Annotated in this window: 23 protein-coding genes, 1 tRNA gene and 1 pseudogene; 19 read left to right on the top strand and 6 right to left on the bottom strand. The window is 37.8% G+C overall.

Features of this window, described 5'->3' with window-relative positions; translation table 11 throughout:
• Nucleotides 1-283: 283 nt before the first annotated feature.
• Both NFR61_RS09155 and NFR61_RS09150 read left to right on the top strand, forming a co-directional pair.
• Entirely contained in the window at nucleotides 284-790 is a 507-nt protein-coding gene (locus NFR61_RS09155) for a UpxY family transcription antiterminator (RefSeq protein ID WP_251623302.1), read from the top strand.
• A 9-nt stretch (nucleotides 791-799) separates the two neighbouring features.
• On the top strand, nucleotides 800-1,723 hold the full coding sequence (locus tag NFR61_RS09150; RefSeq protein ID WP_251623286.1) for a hypothetical protein: 924 nt from the start codon (nucleotides 800-802) through the stop codon (nucleotides 1,721-1,723).
• Nucleotides 1,724-1,787: 64 nt separating this feature from the next.
• Here NFR61_RS09150 and NFR61_RS09145 read toward each other — a convergent pair whose 3' ends face one another.
• From NFR61_RS09145 to NFR61_RS09130, 4 genes are all read right to left on the bottom strand, one after another.
• Complete coding sequence (locus NFR61_RS09145) at nucleotides 1,788-2,297, bottom strand: N-acetylmuramoyl-L-alanine amidase (RefSeq protein ID WP_251623284.1); 510 nt, start codon at nucleotides 2,295-2,297, stop codon at nucleotides 1,788-1,790.
• Nucleotides 2,298-2,307: 10 nt separating this feature from the next.
• Nucleotides 2,308-2,421, bottom strand: a complete 114-nt coding sequence (locus tag NFR61_RS09140) for a smalltalk protein (protein ID WP_251623301.1) — start codon at nucleotides 2,419-2,421, stop codon at nucleotides 2,308-2,310.
• 52 nt (nucleotides 2,422-2,473) lie between these two features.
• Entirely contained in the window at nucleotides 2,474-2,923 is a 450-nt protein-coding gene (locus NFR61_RS09135; RefSeq protein WP_251623282.1) for an HU family DNA-binding protein, read from the bottom strand.
• A gap of 128 nt (nucleotides 2,924-3,051) precedes the next feature.
• Entirely contained in the window at nucleotides 3,052-3,276 is a 225-nt protein-coding gene (locus NFR61_RS09130) for a DUF4248 domain-containing protein (protein ID WP_251623280.1), read from the bottom strand.
• A gap of 271 nt (nucleotides 3,277-3,547) precedes the next feature.
• Here NFR61_RS09130 and NFR61_RS09125 point away from each other — a divergent pair, with 271 nt between their 5' ends.
• From NFR61_RS09125 to NFR61_RS09045, 17 genes are all read left to right on the top strand, one after another.
• Entirely contained in the window at nucleotides 3,548-3,934 is a 387-nt protein-coding gene (locus NFR61_RS09125) for a hypothetical protein (RefSeq protein ID WP_251623278.1), read from the top strand.
• The gene (locus tag NFR61_RS09120; protein ID WP_251623276.1) at nucleotides 3,915-4,463 is read left to right on the top strand and encodes a hypothetical protein; all 549 of its coding nucleotides are present in this window, start codon (nucleotides 3,915-3,917) and stop codon (nucleotides 4,461-4,463) included. Before NFR61_RS09125 ends, NFR61_RS09120 begins: the two co-directional genes overlap by 20 nt.
• Before the next feature lie 81 nt (nucleotides 4,464-4,544).
• A complete protein-coding gene (locus tag NFR61_RS09115; protein ID WP_251623274.1) occupies nucleotides 4,545-6,062 on the top strand; it encodes a lipopolysaccharide biosynthesis protein in 1,518 nt (505 codons plus the stop codon).
• Entirely contained in the window at nucleotides 6,062-7,162 is a 1,101-nt protein-coding gene (locus NFR61_RS09110) for a polysaccharide pyruvyl transferase family protein (protein ID WP_251623273.1), read from the top strand. The genes NFR61_RS09115 and NFR61_RS09110 overlap by 1 nt, the downstream gene beginning before the upstream one ends.
• Before the next feature lie 3 nt (nucleotides 7,163-7,165).
• Entirely contained in the window at nucleotides 7,166-8,374 is a 1,209-nt protein-coding gene (locus NFR61_RS09105; RefSeq protein ID WP_251623270.1) for a Coenzyme F420 hydrogenase/dehydrogenase, beta subunit C-terminal domain, read from the top strand.
• A 6-nt stretch (nucleotides 8,375-8,380) separates the two neighbouring features.
• A complete protein-coding gene (gene wecB, locus NFR61_RS09100) occupies nucleotides 8,381-9,535 on the top strand; it encodes a non-hydrolyzing UDP-N-acetylglucosamine 2-epimerase (protein ID WP_251623299.1) in 1,155 nt (384 codons plus the stop codon).
• Nucleotides 9,536-9,541: 6 nt separating this feature from the next.
• Nucleotides 9,542-10,270, top strand: coding sequence for a glycosyltransferase family 32 protein (locus tag NFR61_RS09095; RefSeq protein WP_251623268.1), 729 nt, complete (start codon nucleotides 9,542-9,544; stop codon nucleotides 10,268-10,270).
• 12 nt (nucleotides 10,271-10,282) lie between these two features.
• Entirely contained in the window at nucleotides 10,283-11,011 is a 729-nt protein-coding gene (locus NFR61_RS09090) for a glycosyltransferase family 25 protein (protein WP_251623266.1), read from the top strand.
• 3 nt (nucleotides 11,012-11,014) lie between these two features.
• Nucleotides 11,015-11,977 carry a glycosyltransferase family 2 protein gene (locus NFR61_RS09085; RefSeq protein ID WP_251623264.1) on the top strand — a complete coding sequence of 321 codons (963 nt, stop codon included), beginning with the start codon at nucleotides 11,015-11,017 and terminating at the stop codon, nucleotides 11,975-11,977.
• 9 nt (nucleotides 11,978-11,986) lie between these two features.
• Nucleotides 11,987-13,102, top strand: coding sequence for an EpsG family protein (locus NFR61_RS09080; RefSeq protein ID WP_251623262.1), 1,116 nt, complete (start codon nucleotides 11,987-11,989; stop codon nucleotides 13,100-13,102).
• Nucleotides 13,102-13,860, top strand: a complete 759-nt coding sequence (locus NFR61_RS09075; protein ID WP_251623261.1) for a glycosyltransferase family 32 protein — start codon at nucleotides 13,102-13,104, stop codon at nucleotides 13,858-13,860. Before NFR61_RS09080 ends, NFR61_RS09075 begins: the two co-directional genes overlap by 1 nt.
• A 40-nt stretch (nucleotides 13,861-13,900) precedes the next feature.
• Nucleotides 13,901-14,407, top strand: coding sequence for a glycosyltransferase (locus tag NFR61_RS09070; protein ID WP_251623258.1), 507 nt, complete (start codon nucleotides 13,901-13,903; stop codon nucleotides 14,405-14,407).
• A 16-nt stretch (nucleotides 14,408-14,423) separates the two neighbouring features.
• Nucleotides 14,424-14,738 (top strand): nucleotidyltransferase family protein, encoded by a 315-nt coding sequence (locus NFR61_RS09065; protein WP_251623256.1) that lies wholly within the window; start codon nucleotides 14,424-14,426, stop codon nucleotides 14,736-14,738.
• Nucleotides 14,739-15,231: 493 nt separating this feature from the next.
• Nucleotides 15,232-16,377, top strand: a complete 1,146-nt coding sequence (locus NFR61_RS09060) for a glycosyltransferase family 4 protein (protein ID WP_251623254.1) — start codon at nucleotides 15,232-15,234, stop codon at nucleotides 16,375-16,377.
• A gap of 215 nt (nucleotides 16,378-16,592) precedes the next feature.
• Entirely contained in the window at nucleotides 16,593-17,522 is a 930-nt protein-coding gene (locus NFR61_RS09055; RefSeq protein ID WP_251623297.1) for an NAD-dependent epimerase/dehydratase family protein, read from the top strand.
• Between the two features lie 380 nt (nucleotides 17,523-17,902).
• Complete coding sequence (locus NFR61_RS09050; RefSeq protein ID WP_251623252.1) at nucleotides 17,903-18,874, top strand: MraY family glycosyltransferase; 972 nt, start codon at nucleotides 17,903-17,905, stop codon at nucleotides 18,872-18,874.
• Entirely contained in the window at nucleotides 18,871-19,260 is a 390-nt protein-coding gene (locus NFR61_RS09045; RefSeq protein ID WP_251623250.1) for a WbuC family cupin fold metalloprotein, read from the top strand. The genes NFR61_RS09050 and NFR61_RS09045 overlap by 4 nt, the downstream gene beginning before the upstream one ends.
• A 490-nt stretch (nucleotides 19,261-19,750) precedes the next feature.
• Here the strand turns inward: NFR61_RS09045 and NFR61_RS11200 are convergent.
• Nucleotides 19,751-19,867: pseudogene (locus NFR61_RS11200) on the bottom strand (ORF6N domain-containing protein); the annotation flags it as partial.
• Between the two features lie 226 nt (nucleotides 19,868-20,093).
• Nucleotides 20,094-20,166 (bottom strand) — tRNA-Arg (locus tag NFR61_RS09035).
• Nucleotides 20,167-20,277 lie beyond the last annotated feature (111 nt).

Below are 20,277 nucleotides of genomic sequence, written 5' to 3'. Positions count from 1 at the left end.
AATTTCAGTTCTTTTATGTTGCTATTTTCAATAAACTGTGTAATTTTGCAATATTCAACATTTCTCTTAGGAAGAGATATATTGAAATAAAAGTTTGCGTGACTTTTATACAAATAGGACACATCTGTTTTTCATGCTAAACGAACAGAGTAGAGAAAAGAGAAATTATTTCGGAACTTTTATAAGTAAAGATGATAACTTTTTGGTCGACAATAAAATAGATGACCGGACAGGATTAGAAGAATTGTCTTTAACTGAAAATGGATTCCCCCAATGGTATGTGATGCGCGACCTGAAACGTACTAACGCTTCCTTACCTGCTTACAAACAGCTTGCCGCTTTGAACATGGATCTTTTCACACCGATGAAAGAACGTTTGATTGTCCGTGGTGGCAAGAAAATACGGGAAGAAGTTCCTTTTCTACAAGATTTGTTGTTCGTTTATACAACACGGGAGAAACTTGACCCGGTGGTCAGTATAACCCCCACATTGCAATATCGTTTTGTCAAAGGGAAGGCATACCGCGAGGCAATGACCGTTAAGGAGACGGAGATGATACGTTTTATTCATGCTATTCGCAGTACCGTTAATCCCCGTTATTACAAACCCGAAGAGATTACTCCAGCTATGCAGGGACGCCGGGTGCGGGTCATCGGCGGGCCGCTTGACAATTACGAAGGCAGTTTGCTTTCCGTGCGTGGTTCTAAGAGCAGGCGTTTGCTGCTGGAAATACCCAACCTGCTGTTGGCAGGGATAGAGATAACCGATTGTGATTACATACTCCTCTGATTATATACAATGACGACACAGGAATTAAGGCGGCAATTACCGGGACTACAAAACAGGCAGATAGATGACGCATGGAGTGATGCGGCGGTGATAGCCCATGTCCGTATCTTCACAGCCCTTCATAATCTGGTCGTATTGAATGCCCTGGATGATGAATTCGGCGACCGGAAAATGTATAGCGCCAAACTGGATGCTTTGTATGACTTACTCCGGCAGCGTTATGTTTGTCGTACCTCTTTCGTTGGCAGGGCGGAAATTCTTGAGTCTATGATAAGCGTCGTTTGTGATAACGGTTTTATCATAGATGAAGAAAAACGCAGTGTGAATGAACAGTTGGCAGGCGAACTTGTTTCTTCTTATCTGGATAATTATGATGAAAACAAGTACGATTCGGAAGAGTTCTTTGCTGTCATGAAATTGCTTTTGATTTGTATGTACGGCATGGTTGATGAGGAGGACGAAGAACTGCATCCCTGGATAACATTTATTCGGGCAAAATTTGCTGTATGGGCGGAAGAATTGAATAAAGACGGTTATTGGCAGGGTATATCCGATATAGAGGCCTTGCAGCGTTTGAAATTGCTGGACATGAACAGTTACATGTTCGTAGACGACAGTTATGATAAAGAAATACAAAAGGGATACGTTCATTATTGTGCCGGACGTGATATCCCGAATCATGTATCCGAAATACTTTCACCGGATTGGCTCCGGGCGTATGCTTTGCAATATGAATTTATTCATGAGGGGTCATTCAACCTGTGGGAATATGCCGGACGTTTAGACCGGATAGTCGGATTATTGGAGACGCAAATCGCCCGTCTGCCGATAGACAGTGATGAGGCATTATATTATTGTAGTCTTGCCGTCGAGAATAGTTGCAGGAACGTAAGTCTTGAATATCAAAAGCAGTTATGCGGAATAACGGCATGATGAAAAAAGGTGCTACCGCCCTCTTGGGTTGAATCAACACGTGAGGACAGTAACACTTTTTCATTTAAAACACATATTCATGCGAGGGATAAAAGCCCGGGCAGGTTTTTGTCGTTCCGGGCAGTTCACAATGGCCTGTGATTATTGCCTGGGGAAACAGTTTATGAAGTTTCCACAACAATTCCAATAAGGCGGTTTTCTGTTCCTGCGTGCGGGTATCGGCGGTTTTCCCGTCGGCATTTAATCCGCCTTCGTAACAGATACCTATGGAACACCGGTTGTATCCTCGGGCATGTGCGCCTACTTCCAGTAACCCGCGGTGACGGGTAACGATGCCGTTCCTGCGGATATAGAAATGGTATCCGATTGTGCGGAAACCGCGCGTTTTATGGTCGCGAAGCATTTGTTCGACGGTGTAATCACAATCGGCATGTGTGGCGGAACAGTGGATGACGATGAAGCGGACACTGTCCGCTCCGTTCATCATCGGTCCGTTTTCCACCTTGCCAAGAAGTTCGCGCTCGTTGAGCACCTCTTCTTCACCGACAATCATGGGAAAAGTTTCCTGTATCATGGTCGCGTGATTAAAAATTGGCTGCGCATGAAGATACGCCTAATGCTGTCAAAGCGGCAACGATAGCTTGCACAACGGCTTGAATGATTTTTCTCCAGCCGATTTTGTTTTTTGAATTATTCATCATAAAATAGTTTTGAAATTAGTGATACAATAAAGATGATTAGGGTGAGGGGTTACTCGGCCGATTCCGGGGTTTCCGGTTCATTGTCGGTCTCTTCTTCCTCCTCTACGGCATAACGCTTCAACTCTTTCAGTTGCACATCCGTTTTTAGTTCGTTGATGGACATCTCGCCGGTGGCTCTGGCTTTAAAGCGAAATCCGCTGACGAGAGAGGTTTTTGCTTCGGCGGCGGTAAGCGCACCCTGGCTGATGATGCCGATTTTGAAAATGGCGAGATCTTGCAGCTTTACGCTCTTGCCCTCCAACAGTAGCTCCTTGATGCAGTTTACCATGTCGATGAGAATACCGCGGATGCAGCCTTTCGAGTAAGGTGTGTTGTGGCTTGCCATGTGTGCAGCCAGTTTGTCCACATCGATTTGTTCGTCGCATATCGCTCTTAAATACCATTTCCCACAACTTGGGCTTTTGGAAACATTGTTTTGGTACTTTACATATCTGATCATCGTCTTGAAGCCCCTGTTTATCCTGCGGGACGGACAGTTTTAATTGTTTGACGATGTAAAAGTATGCTGCCGGAAAAGCGTACATTACGATATGTTGCGATGTCTTGCGACAATTTGTGATGCGGCTTTTACGGCTCTCCGAGGTATTGATAAATGATACCCACCTGGCGTGGGGTGAGTATTTTCGCGTGTGATTTGTATCCGGCAGCTTTCAACTCCTTCATCATGTCCTGGTTGCACAGCATCAGATTGCGTAAATTGGCAACGGCCGAAGCGGCATTTGCGGTCTTTGGGAAATACATCCGGGCCAGTTCGCGCTTGCCACAGGGACGGGGAGATAACGGTTTGTTCATACCTTAATATATTATAGATTCATATTCGTTTGTCGGGAAGCAAATTTGTAGACCTATCGGTTCCGAATAAAAAACGATAGGTTTTTGATGCAAAAACGATAGGTTTTTGGTATAAAAACGATAGGTTTTAAAAAACGGCTTTTTGATGCTTTTCATATCAAGGCTGTTTTGTCTGCGGTAGCAAAAGTAAAATACCTCTTTTTTCCATGAACAACGGCAAATGAACAGCCAATCGCCGGCAAGTCCACGGTAAACAGAAAGATGCATGCTCATGGAAAAATCGGATATGACATTTCACATACACGGCGGTAACGTGCAGGTGCTGCCTAACGCTGCAGCTGCCATACAAAACAATTTCGGCGGAGTCAGCGACAGCGGGAGCGATGCTCCGACACCTCTTGACCCTTACATTCATGATCGGGGCGAGAGACAGAACTTCATCCGCCGCATTACACAATGTCCCGATGCCGTTACCCTTTGTAAGACGGTTCTTGCCGACTTGTACAATGATGTGTTGGCAGATTTTGAGGGTTCAAAAGAACTGATACGCAGCAAGACCTTTGTAGAAGGTATCCTGCCTTTGCTTATGTTCGACAGTGGTAAATCGGTAAAGAATATTCAGGCGCTCATCCGCAAGTATGTGTTCGGAGAAATATAAAATCCGCAAACAGATTATGTTTCCGTTGTGGTTTGTAGAACATCCTTTTCTCATGGTGGCAGCGGTCTTGTTAAACCGACAATATTGTACACCCTTGTTTGTGAAAAAAGAGAATGCAATGGGGAAGGGCGCTGAAAGAAAGGAGGAAATCAAAGCAAAAACTGCATTGCCGTTAAATAAGAAATTGAGTGAACTCTTCGATGAATTGACGTTAGAAGAGTTCCTGGTCCTTGTCGAGGAACAAACCTCTTCCCATACCCGAAGCCTTGTGGATCGGATATCGGATAATCTTGATGCCATATACATGGAACAGCTTGCCAAGGCACAGGATTTTGTAAACGGCAATACAAATATCAACGTCCACGCTGTTCGGGAATTGCTTCGAGAACTCTTGCCCGAACAATACGCTCCTGCCATAAAAAAGATACGGCAGGGTCAGAGCGTCAAGACCATCATCAACATCATCGGGGGCAACAACCAAATACTCCCCGTCGCCGAGAAAGGCGAGCAATATATTCACTTCGGGTAGGAGAAATATGTGAAATTCTTATTGTAGTTTATTCTAAAAAAATCAATAGACATTTTCAGGTGTCTTTTCTCATTTTTTTATATGTCATCAGAGAATACGCGCCGGATAGCGAAGAATACGGGGATGTTGTATATCCGCATGTTTTTGATTATGGGAGTGACGTTGTATACGTCGCGGGTGGTGCTGGAGGTATTGGGTGTGGAGGATTACGGTATTTACAATGTGGTGGGGGGACTTGTGGTGATGTTTAATTTTTTGAACTCCTCTATGGCAATAGCAGTGCAACGTTATTTGTCTTTTGAGATGGGACGAGGAAATTGGGGTAAATTGAATCATATTTTCAGTTTGTCGTTGGTTGTGCATGGAGTATTGGCATTGATTGTAGTTATTACTGCAGGAGGTGTCGGTTATTGGCTGCTTGAAAGTATGTTGAATATTCCAGAGAGTAAGAGAGTGGCAGCTTGGTGGGTTTTTGTTTTTTCTATTTTTGGTTGCTGTGCTAATATTGTAAGAATACCTTATAATGCCGTTATCATTGCCCGTGAGAAAATGAATGTATATGCTTATATTAGCATTTTGGAAGTAGTTTTGAGTTTAGGAGTTGCTTTCTTGCTTTTATGGATACCCTCTGATAAACTAAAGTTGTATGCGATTCTTATTTGTGGAGTGAGTTGCTTGGTGACAGGAGGATATTGGATTTATTGTCGAAGTAAATTTGTGGAAGCTCGTTTTAGAGTTTTCTGGAACAAGTCACTTTTCAAGGAATTAATGTCTTTTGCAGGGTGGAGTGCTATTGGAGAATTGTCGTGGGTGGCAACTATACAAGGAGTCAATTTAGTATTGAATATTTTTTTCAATCCGGTTGTTAATGCTGCTCGAGGTATTTCTTATCAGGTGACTGGTGCTTTAAATCGTTTTGTCAGTAGTTTTCAAACAGCAGTGAATCCGCAGTTGATAAAATATTTTGCAGCCAATGAAAAGGAACAGATGTTTGTGCTTTTGTTTCGGAGTACCAATTTTTCTTTTTATTTGCTTTTGTTTTTTGCACTTCCTTTGGTTTTGGAAACGGAAGAGGTATTGAGGTTATGGTTGAGAAATGTTCCTGACTACACAGTGTTGTTTTGTCGTTTGGCTATTGTGAATGTTATGCTCGATTCATTATCCAACTTGCTGGCAACTGCAGCAAAGGCTTATGGTAGAATCCGTACGTATCAAATGTGGGTATCTTTGTTCTTGTTTGCTAATTTACCATTGTCTTACTTGTTTTTGAGATGGGGTATGCCGCCGGAATATACGTTTTATATTTATGGTTGTATTTCAGTATTTTTATTGATAATCCGAACATTTCTACTTCATCGTATGATTCATTTACCTGTCATAAGGTTCGGGAAGGAGATTTTAAATGTGTTTGTGGTAGCTTTGGTGGCTTCAATTGTTCCAATGGTTGTATATTGGGAAATGCCAGTTGGTTTCCTGCGTTTGTTTGTGGTTACGTTTGTTTCTATTTTCTCTGTTGGAATGTCAGTCTATTTTATCGGATTAAAAAAGGGGGAACGGATGCTTTTTAAGAACAAGTTGTTGAATTTTATGAGAATGTAATGAAAAAGACTGCAACAGTTACGTGGATAAAGTATAATAATTTCGGGACTTATTTGCAGGCTTATGCGCTACAGCAAGTGATTCGCAGGGAAGGATATGATAATGATATTTTAGATGATTCTTTAATTATAGAGGAAGGGGTGCAGAATGAACGCTTCCTTTTATTTAGGAGACAACTCGGAGAATGGAAATGTTTTGTGACTAATCGAAAGTATAGTTGCTTGAAAAAGAAGTCTGAAAGAGCTTATCAAGATTTTCAGAGAAAGTATTTAAAAATTAATACTCGAATTCTCCCTTTGGAAAAATTGGATAGTCAATATGATATGTTTATTTGTGGAAGTGACCAAATATGGTTTCCTCATATAAATATTTATTCTCCCTATTATTATCTGGATTTTACCCAGAAGAAAAAAATAGCCTATGCTCCCAGCGTAGGAGTTTGTGATTATCCTAAAGAGTTTGTTTTGAAGACACGTCCATTATTAGAGCGTTTTGATTACCTTTCCGCAAGGGAAGAACAGGGGGCACAATTGTTGGCGTCTTTTTTGGAGAAACCGATTTGCACGGTACTTGATCCTACATTATTGTTGGAGGGAGAGGTTTGGAAACGATTTGTCAAGGAGGGGGTACAGGAAAAAGAGAAGTATGTATTATGTTATTTCTTAACGCCTAATGTGTGGTATTTAAATTATGTAAAAGAGTTTGCTAATCGATTTCATTTACCACTGAAAATATTTTGCACACATCCTTCTTACGTAGCGTGGGAGGGGTGTATAGCTGCTGGTCCCGAGGAGTTTTTGAATTATATTTATCATAGCGAGTATTTCTTTACAGATTCTTTTCACGGAAGTATTTTTTCGATTCTTTTTGAAAAGAGGTTCTGCACGTTTAAGCGGTTTACTGATTCTTCAAAAGAGAATCAGAATTCCCGCATTTTACATCTTTTTAATTTATTAGGCCTTAGCAAGTATTTTGTTGGTGAATCTGATGCTGGAAGAATTGAAGGGTTGGGACAAATAGATTATTCTTCAGTGAAGGAGAAATTATCTACTCACAGGAAACAATCGCTTGATTATTTAGTGAATGCGTTAAAGAATTGATATATGAATAGGATTTGTCCGGTTGATTTATGCACCGGGTGTATGGCCTGTTATAATAGTTGTTCTCATCGCGCTATTAGGGTGGAAAAGGATTGTTGTGGTTTTTTGTATCCGGAGATTGATGAGAATAGCTGTGTTAATTGCGGTTTGTGTTTTTCTATTTGTCCGGTAAATCATCCCTTAGAAAAGGTGTTGCCGGAGATTGTGTATGCTGCTTATAGCAAAGAAGAAAGTGATCGTAGGAGTAGTACGTCGGGTGGAGCTTCTTCTATTTTTGCTCAAAGAGTGATTAAAGAAGGAGGTGTTGTGTATGGATGCGTACAAGAATCTTATGCTGATATTAGGCATCGGCGTATAGAAAGGAAGAACGAGTTGTATAAAATCAAAGGTTCAAAATATGTCCAAAGTGAAATCGGAGATGTATTTAAGTCGGTAAAGAAAGATTTGTTGGAAGGTAAGCAAACCTTGTTTGTGGGTACTCCTTGTCAGATTGCTGGTTTGCGAGCTTTTTTACGTAAAGATTATGCAGAGTTGGTAACGGTGGACTTGGTATGTCACGGAGTTCCTTCGGGAGAGTTGTTGCAGGAATGTGTAAGAGAGATATTGAAAAAAAGGAATCTGCCTGAAAAGGATTATCAAGTTCGCTTCCGAGTAAAGGGTAAGATGAGGAAGGATTTAAAATATGGAATCTTTTTGAGTGATTTGATACCAGATAATGGAGGAGGGGTTGGTGTTGAAGAAAAGTATCCGCACAACTATTATATTACAGGTTTTATAACGGGATTATTTCACAGACATTGTTGTTATTCTTGTTCCTATGCAAATCCGAGACGTATTTCGGATGTAACAATTGGAGATTATTGGGGAATTGGAGAAACAGCTCTGGATGTGGGAAAAGGTATTTCGGAGGTATTTCTAAATACGGAAAAGGGGAGGACATTTTTTGAAAGGTGTAAAGAGGAAATGGTGTGTGAGGAGCGAGAGGTGATGGAGGCAGTTCGAGGTAATGGGCAATTGCAACATCCTTCCGTAAAGAATAGAAATTATGAATTATTCCGGAAATTGTATCCTGAATTAGGTTTTAGGTGGGCAGCTAGACGCTGTCTGTATTCTTTTTATGTACACTATTATCTGGTAAATCGGATGAAAACAATAGTGAGAAGTATTCCTTTTGTAAGACAGTTTTATCAAGTAATCAAGAAACTTATTTAAATGGAGATGAAGACAGTTATGCTTGTTTTCGGTACGCGTCCGGAAGCTATTAAGATGGCTCCTTTGGTAAAAGAATTTCAAAGATATCCGGAGAAATTTGAGACGGTTGTGTGTGTAACCGGACAACACCGTGAAATGTTGGATCAGGTATTACATATATTTGATATACGGCCTGATTATGATTTGAATATCATGAAGCAGGGACAGGATTTGTATGATGTGACGGCTCGTGTGTTGACGGAGATGCGGGATGTATTGAAAGAAGTACAGCCCGATGTGGTTTTGGTCCATGGAGATACAACGACTTCTACGGCTGCCGCTTTGGCAGCTTTTTATCAGCAGATTACTGTTGGGCATGTGGAAGCAGGATTGCGCACGCATAATATTTACAGTCCCTGGCCGGAGGAAATGAACCGGCAAATTACAGGTCGTATTGCAACTTATCATTTTGCGCCGACTCCCTTAAGTAAGGATAATTTGTTGAAAGAGAATGTACCGGAAGAAAGAATTTCAGTAACGGGGAATACCGTGATAGATGCTCTTTATATGGTGGTGGAGAAGATCAAAAATGATAAAGTGTTGGATGGTGAGTTGGAGCATGTATTGGAATCATCGGGATATGATGTTAAGCGTTTGACCGGAGGGAAAAGGTTAGTATTGATAACCGGCCATCGCCGGGAGAATTTTGGTAATGGCTTTATCTCTATGTGTAAAGCAATAAAGGCACTCTCGGAAAAGTATCCGGAAGTGGATTTTGTTTATCCGATGCATTTGAATCCGAATGTCCGTCGTCCAATTCATGACGTGTTTGGGGAGGATTTATCGGATTTGGATAATATGTTTTTTATCGAGCCATTGGAGTACCTTTCTTTTGTCTATTTGATGGAGAAATCTGCAATTGTTTTGACCGATAGTGGTGGTATACAGGAAGAGGCGCCGGGCTTGGGTAAACCGGTATTAGTGATGCGTGATACAACGGAGCGTCCAGAGGCATTGGAGGCAGGGACAGTAAAATTGGTAGGAACGGATTATAATAAAATTGTGGAAGAGATTTCTGATTTGCTAGATAACCCGGAATATTATGAAAAGATGAGTAAGGCGGTTAATCCTTATGGAGATGGTAAGGCTTGCCAAAGGCTTGTTTCTTTTCTTAGTAATTGACACATCATGATACCTAAGATAATTCATTACTGTTGGTTTGGTGGAAATCCTTTGCCGGAATTAGCACAAAAGTGTATTAGTTCGTGGAAGAAATATTTGCCAGATTATGAAATCCGAGAATGGAATGAACGTAATTTCAATATTGAGAGTAATACTTATGTAAAAGAGGCTTATGAGGCTCGAAAGTTTGCTTTCGTGACGGATTATGTGCGTTTGTTTGCTTTACATAGTGAGGGGGGAATTTATATGGATACGGATGTGGAGGTATTGAAGTCTTTAGATAGGTTTCTGATTCATACTGCTTTTTCAGGTTTTGAAGATGATAAGATGATTCCCACAGGAATTATGGCGAGTGAAAAGGGTGGCCGTTGGGTAAAGGATAATCTTGTCTATTATTCTGACCGACATTTTTTGAAATCCGATGGAACATTTGATTTGACAACGAATGTAATAACACTTACAGAGAACATGTTGAGACAGGGGTTGCTGCAAAATAATACGTATCAAGATTTTCCTGGTTTGATAACTTTTTATCCCAAAGACTTTTTTTGTCCGAAATCTCATAAGAACGGGAAATTGTATTTGACTGAAAATACATATACGATTCATCATTTTGCTGGTTCGTGGATAACTCCTTACCAAAGATTTAAAATGAAAGTATGTAATTTTATTGGATATTCAAATACAAGGAAGGTAGTTCATTTTAAGCAAAAGATTCGGGGATATTTAAAATAAAACAAGGCAAGGATGAGGACTTATATAATAAATCTGGAACGTTCTGCGGAGCGTCGAAAATATATGCTCGAACAATTGTCTAGCTTGTTTTTTTTGTCGGTAGAGTTTGTTGTCGGAGTGGATGGAAAATTGATGAATGAGAAAGAGAAAAATGAAAAATTTAATCAGGAAAGATTTCTGTTGCGGTATAATCAAAAAGTACGTCCAGGTGAGATTGGATGTACACTGAGTCATCAGAAATGTTATCGGAAACTATTAGAATCAACGGACGAATCTGTGTTGATTTTAGAAGATGATATTATTATAAAAGAAGATATTCGGGAGATTATAAAAAATATAGAGAAAGTGCTTAGGTCTACTCAGCCTAGAATAGTTCTCTTGTCAGGACGTTATATGTATACCCGAAAACAAAAGTTTTGTGAGTGTTTTGATTTAGTAAATGTGTTTAATGCTTCGTTTACACATGCTTATGCGATCAATCGGGCGGCAGCGGGCTTGTTAGTAGAGAAACGTCCGGAAATATTGGCAGATGACTGGAATTATATACGTAGAAAAGGCGTAAAGTTGAAAGCGGTTTTCCCTCATGTGATAAATCAGAATTGGTCCGGAGAGTATTACACTTTGGTGAACGATGACAGATTGGAACGTGTAAAGAAATTGTCTGCATTGTGGTTATACAGGAAAATAGACAATATTTTTTCAAAATTACTGGTCTTGTTTGGAAGATATGAAAAAGAATGATTTATGTTGGAGAAAGATGATTGTCCAGAAATATCTGTTATAGTGGCTGTATACAATGCTGAACGTTATTTGTCGGTGTGTGTGGATAGTATTCTTGGACAGACTTATGCTAATTACGAGGTTTTATTGATTGATGACGGAAGTACTGATGCTTCGGGTTGGATTTGCGATAAATATGCATGTAAGGATAAAAGAGTCAGGGTGTTCCATAAAAGCAATGGAGGTGTGAGTTCTGCCCGTAATGTTGGGATTCAAGAGGCCAAGGGTAAATATTCGATTCATGTGGATAGTGACGATTGGATTGAATCTGGCATGTTAGAAAGGTTATATAAAAAGGCTGAAGCAGAGAAAGCAGATGTAGTAATTGCTGATTTTTTAAATCATACCAATCAAAGAGTTTCTTTAAAAAAACAAAAGCCTAAAACTGTAGAAGCTAGGAATGTACTTAAAGAGATATTGAGAGGAAAGCTGCATGGAAGTATGTGGAATAAACTGGTAAGGCATGAACTTTATCAGAAGAATGCTATCCATTTTGATGAAAGTATTAATTGTTGTGAGGACGTACTAGTTGTGACGCAACTTTTGCTTCAACATCCGAATGTGGCTTATTTGCCAGAGGCATTTTATCACTATATTTATAATCCTGTTTCTATTGTACGGAACCTAACGCATAAGACTTTCAATGAGTTATTTGGTTTTGTGGAGGAGATGCAAAAATTATTTGATGGGGATCCAGATTTGTTAGGATGTTTGATTTATACGAAGCTGACAATTCGTAAGGATGCTTTGTTTAGCAGACTTTATACCCAGCAGGAATACAAGGGTATTTATAAAGAAGCGGATTCGTATATATGTAGGGCTACTTTTCCGTTGATAGTTAAATTATTATTGTGGATAGCTGCAGGACGTGGATATTGGATAGTAGAAGGTGTTGTTGGACTGCGAAACTTTATACGTCGTTTTTAAATACTGCTTATGATTTTAGCTTTCGTCATTTATATTGGCTTATTAATGCATATGATCGGAATGGCGGTGTTAGGTATAAAGATGAAAGAAAAACCGTCGTTATTTAATATTACGGTATTGTTAGGTATAATTCCTTTTGTGGTTATTTTAGGATTACGGTATAAAGTTGGGATTGATTATATGTCCTATTTACAGCATTATAAAGACTTGTTTTATTTCTCTGATTCAATAAAATATGAGCCTTTATATGAATTTTTGAATCGTTTTTTGGTAGAAAACAGGATTCATTACAGTGTTTTGTTTTGTATGACTGTTTTAATCCAAAGTTTGTTTTTTTACCTAATTTTTATTAGGAAACGTTATCTCCTGCCTTTTGCCTTATTGTTTTATTTTTTGACCAGTAAGATTTTCGTGGACTTGAATATTATCAGGCATGCTATTGCGACAATGATTTTTATTTATAGCATTCGTTTTATTCAGGAAAGGAAATTTGTGAAATATCTTATATTTTTGGTGTTGGCAGGCGGTTTTCATTATTCCTCCTTCTTACTTTTACCGGTCTATTTTTTAGGAAGTACGAGGTGCTGGCTGATTGATAAAAAAATCTGGATTATAGGACTCTATTTTTTTACACTCTTCTTGGGGAATGGTATAATGAATTATCTGATGGATAGTTTAATTGTTGGATTTCAATTGTTAGGATACAATAGTTATGCTTATGAAGCTGAAGAAATGCACATGGAGATAGGATCTGGATTTGGAATTTTATTAGTGCATGTATTGGATCTTTGTATATTGATATTGGGACTATGGTTAAAAAAACAGATTGAGAATCATGATTTTACTGTTTATTTCAGGGCTTTTTTTATAGGAGTATTACTCTCTAATATATTTGGTCTTAATGTAGTATTAAGCCGTTTTGCTTTTCCTTTAGTGTCAGTACGTTTTATGATTCTTGCTTATATATTTTATCAGTTGTTTTATCACTGGAAAGGAACAGATGTGAAACATAGGTTTTGCTCACTTTTTATATTGTTTTCTTATATGTTACTTTTTATTGCTAATATATTTTCTGGAGCAAATCAATGTTCTCCTTTTCAATTTGCCCTTTTATTTAATAAATAATGATTCCGAAAATTATTCATTATTGCTGGTTCGGACATGGAAAAATGCCGGAACTGGCCTTAAAATGTATAGCTTCTTGGAAGAAATATCTGCCGGATTATGAGCTACGCCTCTGGAACGAGGATAATTTCGACATCCATACTGTTCCTTATGTAGAGGAAGCATATAGTGCCCGTAAATTTGCTTTTGTTACAGATTACGTTCGTCTTTACGCTTTATATATAGAAGGTGGAATTTACATGGATACGGATGTAGAAGTATTGAAAAATCTGGACAAGTTTTTAGATTTACCGGCTTTTTCTGGTTTTGAGGATGAATCACATATACCGACAGGTATTATGGCCAGTGAGAAACGAGGAAAATGGGTTCAATGGCAATTGGAATATTACTCAGAAAGGCATTTTTTATTGGAAGATGGAAGTTATGATACGACAACTAATGTGGAAATTATAGGTAGTCGGATGGCAAAAGAGGGATTTATTTTGAAAAACGGATTGCGTAATTTTAATGATATAATCACGATTTATCCAAAGGATTATTTTTGTCCGAAGTCTCATGAAACTGCTAAAATTCACCTTACTTCAAATACTTATGTCATTCATCATTTTTCCATGTCATGGATTCCTTTTCGGGTAAGACTTTTGGTATATTTAAAAAGGTATATGATGAAAATATTTGGAACCCAGTTTATTGAAGTATTGATAGTAAAGCTACAATTGAGAACATTGAAAGAAAAACTAATTAGCAAAAAGAAATGATCATAAGAAAATATGGTTTTATTCTGCTGATTATTAGATTATGCGAATATTACAGGTGATTATTCTCAGTGAATTAGGAAGTGTACAATCTGTTGTAATTAATCTGGCCAATAAGCTAATAGGAGAACATGAGGTTATTATCGCTGTAGGAGGAAAGCATGGAAAAATGTGGAAACTCTTGGATGACAGGATAAAAAATGAATATATCAAATATTTAAAAAGGCCTGTATCAATTCTTTATGATTTCTTAGTCTTTATTCAATTGATAAAATTATATTTTAAATACAAACCGGATATTATCCATCTTCATTCTTCTAAAATAGGCTTATTAGGCCGATTGGCATTTCCGAAAAGTAAAATAGTTTATACTGTTCATGGGGTTGATTCTATACGTGTCGCTTTCAGAAAGTTTCTTCCGCTAGAAAAGTTTCTTCAAAAAAGATGTCATACTATTGTGAGGGGCAGTGAATATGATAAAAAATTGTTGTGTGAAGGGATTACGAATAATGTAGAATTAGTATATAATGGAGGAATTATTGCACCTTAAATAAATCTTCGTATATTTGGAAAAAATACGATTTAAAGCTATGACAACATCTGAAGTCCTTGAAATTTTACGAAAATTCAAGCATGCCTTTTCCAAAAAATTCGGCATTAAATCTTTGGGCGTTTTCGGTTCTTTTGCCCGTTCGCAACAAAATGAAACGAGTGATGTCGATGTGGTCGTAACTTTAGAAGAATCTGATTTTTTCATTTTAGTCGCTATTCAAGAAGAACTTGAAAAATTGACAAATTCTAAAATCGATCTCATCAATTTTAGAGATTCTTTACGAGAATCATTTAAAAATAATATTCTGAGAGATGCAATCTTTGTCTAAGTCTGAAATTATTGAATTTTTGAATTTGATTGTTGAAAAATCAAATTTGGTGATGAAACGAAATAGAAGCTGGGGAAACAGCCTGGAAATTAGATGACAATACTTCTCCCCGATTTAAATTCTTGTATAGCTCTTATTATAGAAGATCTGCAAAGCAGGAAATATAATGAATTGTTTATAAGAAAATAAACTCTTCTTCCCCCAAGTCCTATTTACTTAGATACTCATGAAACTTTTATTTACGGGAGCTTCTGATTTCCTATGGTTATAATAGAAGCTATCCATGAGATTGTCAGTTGTGACAACAGAGTGTGGAAAAGAAGCGTTAAATGGTTATGTAGTACCTAGCCATAGTTCGGAAATACTGTCCAGTAAAATGAAAGAAATTATGATACGGTACTAAAATATGCTCTGAACAAGATTTGTTCTTCATGGAGAAGTCTTTATTTGAATAATAATTAGTTTTTTATAGTAAGCCAAGAGACATTTTTAAATGAATAACATTCTCCATGTTGTAAATATTTCTTTTGTCATTCCATTCTTTTTGGGGAAGCAACTTTTATATTTTGCCCATAATGGATATAAAGAATACATTATTTGTAGTCCTTCAGAGGAATTAGAGGATCTTTCAAAAGTATATGAGTTTGAATATCGGACAATAGACATTTTACGGAAAATTTCTATTTGGAATGATTTGAAAGCTGTCTTTGTAACAGCTCGGTATATTTGTCATAAACATATAAATATAGTCACGGGACATACTCCTAAAGGGGCATTGATTGCCATGTTGGCAGCATATGTTATGCGTGTTCCGATACGAATCTACTTCCGTCATGGTTTGGTTTATGAAACTTCTTCTGGACTAAAGCGGAAATTATTGATAATAATAGATCGATTAGCCGCAATGTTGGCAACTAAAGTGGTATGTGTTAGTCCTTCTGTTTATCAAAGAAGTTTGGAGGATAGACTTAATCCAGTTTCTAAGCAGACATTGTTATCAAAAGGTACTTGCAATGGTATAGATGTTGATAGATTTTGTAAACAGAATATAGATGAACAATATTTGGTGGAATTAAAAACTAAACGGCAAATAAAGTCATCTGATTTTGTAATCGGATTTACCGGACGTTTGGTCAAAGATAAGGGAATAATAGATCTAATATATGCTTTTCAACAATTGCAATATAAATATTCTCATATTGTTCTATTATTGGTGGGAATGTTAGAAGAACGTGATGCATTACCTGAGGGTATAATAAAAATAATAAAAAATAATCCTAGGATAATAAATACAGGCTATGTAAAAAATACCGAGATGGGATATTATTATGCCATGATGGATCTGTTTGTTTTGCCGTCTTATCGCGAAGGATTCCCAACATCTGTATTAGAAGCATCAGCTATGGAACTTCCTGTAGTAACAACAAAAGTGACAGGATGTATAGATTCAATCATAGAAGAAAAAACCGGAGTATATGTAGGACATGAACCCGATAGTTTGTCAATGGCAATAGAGAGGTTTTATCATGATAAAAGGTTATGCTATGAATATGGACAGAGTGGGCGGAAATTTGTAGTAAATAATTTTGAACAACATATTATTTGGAGGGAAATAGAAAAGTTATATTTGAATGCATAAATAAATGATTGTCAGTATATATTGGTGTCGCCAATCTCTTGTGGAAAGAGTGGATGAATAAGGTTAAGCCATATAAGAAGCAAGGATTAATAGAAGAGGAAGTTAAACCGATTGTTGCTTATGTAGGTGATGAGGAAAGCTTAGCTGCTGTAGCAGAAAAACGTGATGATATTAAATGTGCCATTTCCGGCCAGTATATTTTCTTAAATAATTCCATGAACATACTTATTACGGGTATCCACGGTTTTGTGGGTTCCAATCTTGTTGTTGCCTTAAAGGAGTATCATAATCTATATGGGGTGGATATTGTGGCTCCAGAAAAGGAGGGTGTGGTAAAGACTTTTTCCTGGAGCGACCTTGAGGGGGTGCAGATACCGTCTGTTGATGCAGTGATTCATCTTGCAGGCAAAGCGCATGATACGAAGAACCGAGCGGATGCAGCCAGTTATTTTCAGATTAATACCGGATTGACTCAAAAGATTTTTGATTGGTTTCTCGCTTCCGAGGCACGAAAGTTTATTTTTTTTAGTTCGGTAAAGGCGGCCGCTGATTTTGTTATGGGGGATATTTTAACCGAAGAGATTGTCCCTGCTCCAGTAGGACCTTATGGGGAAAGTAAAATTAAAGCGGAAGAGTATATCCGGTCTAAAGTATTGGCAGCAGATAAGGAAGTATATATCTTGCGTCCCTGTATGATTCACGGACCGGGTAATAAAGGTAATCTTAATTTGCTCTATAATGTGATAAAACGAGGATTGCCTTGGCCGCTGGGGGCATTTGATAATCACCGGACGTTCACTTCGGTTGATAATCTTACTTTTGTTATTGACAGATTATTATCGGGTAAGGTTACATCGGGTATTTATCACATGGCTGATGATGAGGCTTTGTCTACTAATGAAGTGATTTCCCTGATGTGTGAGGTCCTTAATAAAAAGCCGCATATCTGGAAAGTAAACCGGAGATTGATGACAAGCTGTGCCCGATTGGGCACAGCCTGTCATCTGCCCCTGAATTTGGAACGCCTGCGGAAACTGACGGAAAATTATGTCGTTTCCAATGCTAAACTCAAAAAGGCTTTAGGTATTTCCCAAATGCCCGTCCGCGCCCGCGATGGTCTCTTTAAAACTCTCCGAAGTTTTTGATATAAAAGAAGAAAGCTGGTTGTAGATTGTTATTTGGGAATTATTGTCATTTGAAGAAAATAGAGCGATATGCACGAAAAAAAGGAAAGACTGTACAGAATTGGTGGAGCTTCAATTAAGAAGGGTTTTGCAAACTCAGACAGATGAAAAAAAACAAGCCTGTATCTACCAAATTACGGGGTGTAATAGAATTACCTGAAGATTTTGATTACAAAAGAGAAAAGAAAGACCGCGTCTGATGAGGCATTATTTTGTAGATACATTGCCTGGTGAATATTTAGCATAGTAGCTTTTGTACTTTCCATTCCAAATTAAATCATTCTATAGAACGGAATGATTCATGACATTTTCAATAATTATTCCCTTATTAATTTATACGGATGTATTATCTGCTTGTTTTTCTGCTACTGTTGGCAGCGGAAGTAGTTTATTTTCGCATTGCTGACCGTTTGAATATTATCGACCGCCCAAACGATCGTAGTTCCCACAAGCGGATTACTTTGCGGGGAGGTGGGGTTATATTTCTTTTCGGGGTATGGTTGTATGCCTTATTAAATTCATGTCCCTATCCGTGCTTTTTGATAGGTTTGACACTGATTGCAGTTGTCAGTTTTATGGATGATGTGCGGTCGGTACCTAACTGTATTCGGCTTATCGTTCATTTTACCGCGATGTTGCTGATGTTCTACCAGTGGGGACTTTTTTCCGCAGGGCAATGGTGGATTATCCTTCCGGCATGGATTGTTTGTACGGGTATTATTAATGCCTATAATTTCATGGATGGCATCAATGGTATGACGGGTGGGTATTCGGTAGCTGTGTTGTTGCCACTTGTTATAGTAAACAGGTACAGCGATTTTATTGATCCGATGATGATATGGGTGGTTTTGATAAGCGTGGGGATTTTTTGTTTTTTCAATTATCGTACGAAAGCCAAGTGTTTTGCAGGAGATGTCGGTTCGGTATCCATGGCTTTTATCTTATTGTTTATGTTGGGTAGGTTGGTTATACAAACCGGTGATTTAAGTTATTTGGTATTTCTTGCAGTATATGGAGTGGATACGATATTGACCATCTGTCACCGTTTTATGTTACATGAGAATATATTTCAAGCGCACCGTAAACATGCTTATCAATTGATGGCAAATGAGTTGAAGATTCCGCATGTTGTTGTTTCAACAATTTATATGTTACTTCAATTGGGAATATCGTTGGGAGCTGTTTATTTGCCTGTAAACAGGTGGTTTTATTTTGTATTGGTTATCTTTTTCCTTTCTACAATCTATATTCTTTTTATGCGGAGGTATTATTTTTTGCATGAGGAATATTTACAATCACGACAAAGACTATGATTATTGACGAGATACTTTTGGATGATGTTTGTGCACAGGCAAAGCATTCGGAGCGTTTACGGATGAATTATAATTTTCATGATTCGCTTGATGCAAAAGCTCAGCGTTTATTAAATGCTTTGGAGCCCGGAACGATACTTCCGATTCATCGGCACCGACATACGGCAGAGACTTATATATTGTTGCGGGGACGGATAGATGTGGTATTTTATAATAATGCAGGAGGAGTGACGGAACGTTTTGAGTTAAATCCCCAAGAAAACAAATATGGAGTACATATTCCGAAAGGCCAATGGCATACAATAGAAGTGAGGGAGAGTTCTGTGATATTTGAGGTGAAAGATGGCCCTTATATTCCCATAGAACCGGAAGATATGTTGGATTAACTAATCTATTGGAAAAAACTTTTTGCTGTATAAGATTGAGAAAAAGAAAAACTCCTGAAAGTGTTTATTTTCAGGAGTTTTTTTTATTTTGCTTTTTGTTTTCGTGAACTCGGGAAATTATTTATCGTATTTAAATCCAATTACCTGCAATTCGGCAAGTGTTTGTAAAAGTTCCGCCTTCATGGTTGAATTAGTTGTTGTCAGTATGTAAAAATACAAAATTTTTTCTCTACAAGAAAGGATAAAATTTCTATCACAGAAAGAAAATGTGGAAAATATTTCTATTACAGAAATATTTTTGTGTTTTCGTATCGAAATGTGTATTGTATAAACGATTAAAGTAAAAATATGGCAGATAGAATTTATTTATGCCTTGCCTATATGAGTGATAAGAAACAAGATTTTATTTAAGGAAGCGTTCGATACGAATTGGGGGCTGTTGGTACTGAATGTGAACGGTTTTGAAGAAGATTTTGAGGTGCTGAAATTGCACTTCAAATTCCTCTTTTGTTAGTTCAAACATAAAATCAGGAGGAAATCGGCGAATATTGTTTTTTACAGAGCGTTTCAGATACTTTGTTTCAATACCATATAATTCAGCTAAATTATTTACGGGTTAAAAGTACTTGTTTAGTCGGAAATATGTTTTGCAAAACATTGAAATACAATGAATAATAATCAATTCGGTGGACAAAAATCAGATGAAATAAAGTCCACCGATTTCACCTGTTTTCACTGCTCCGTTTTGCTGTATTTTCGGTAAGATTGAGGAAAAGAAAAACTCCTGAAAGTGTTTATTTTCAGGAGTTTTTTTGTTTTGCTTTTTGTTTTCGTGAACTCGGCGGGAGTCGAACCCACAACCTCTTGGGCCGTAACCAAGTGCTCTATCCATTAAGCTACGAGTCCGTGCTTTATCTAAAGCGGTGCAAATATATGTATATTGATTTGACCGAGCAAATTTTTTCTTCTCTTTTTTTCTGTTTTTTTGAAATGAAGGAGAAGCAAAGGGGGATTTGG

The organism is Odoribacter lunatus, from assembly GCF_943193135.1.
Taxonomy (GTDB): domain Bacteria; phylum Bacteroidota; class Bacteroidia; order Bacteroidales; family Marinifilaceae; genus Culturomica; species Culturomica lunata.
Note: the sequence above shows the minus strand (reverse complement) of the source record. Positions and strands in the feature narration are given on the sequence as shown.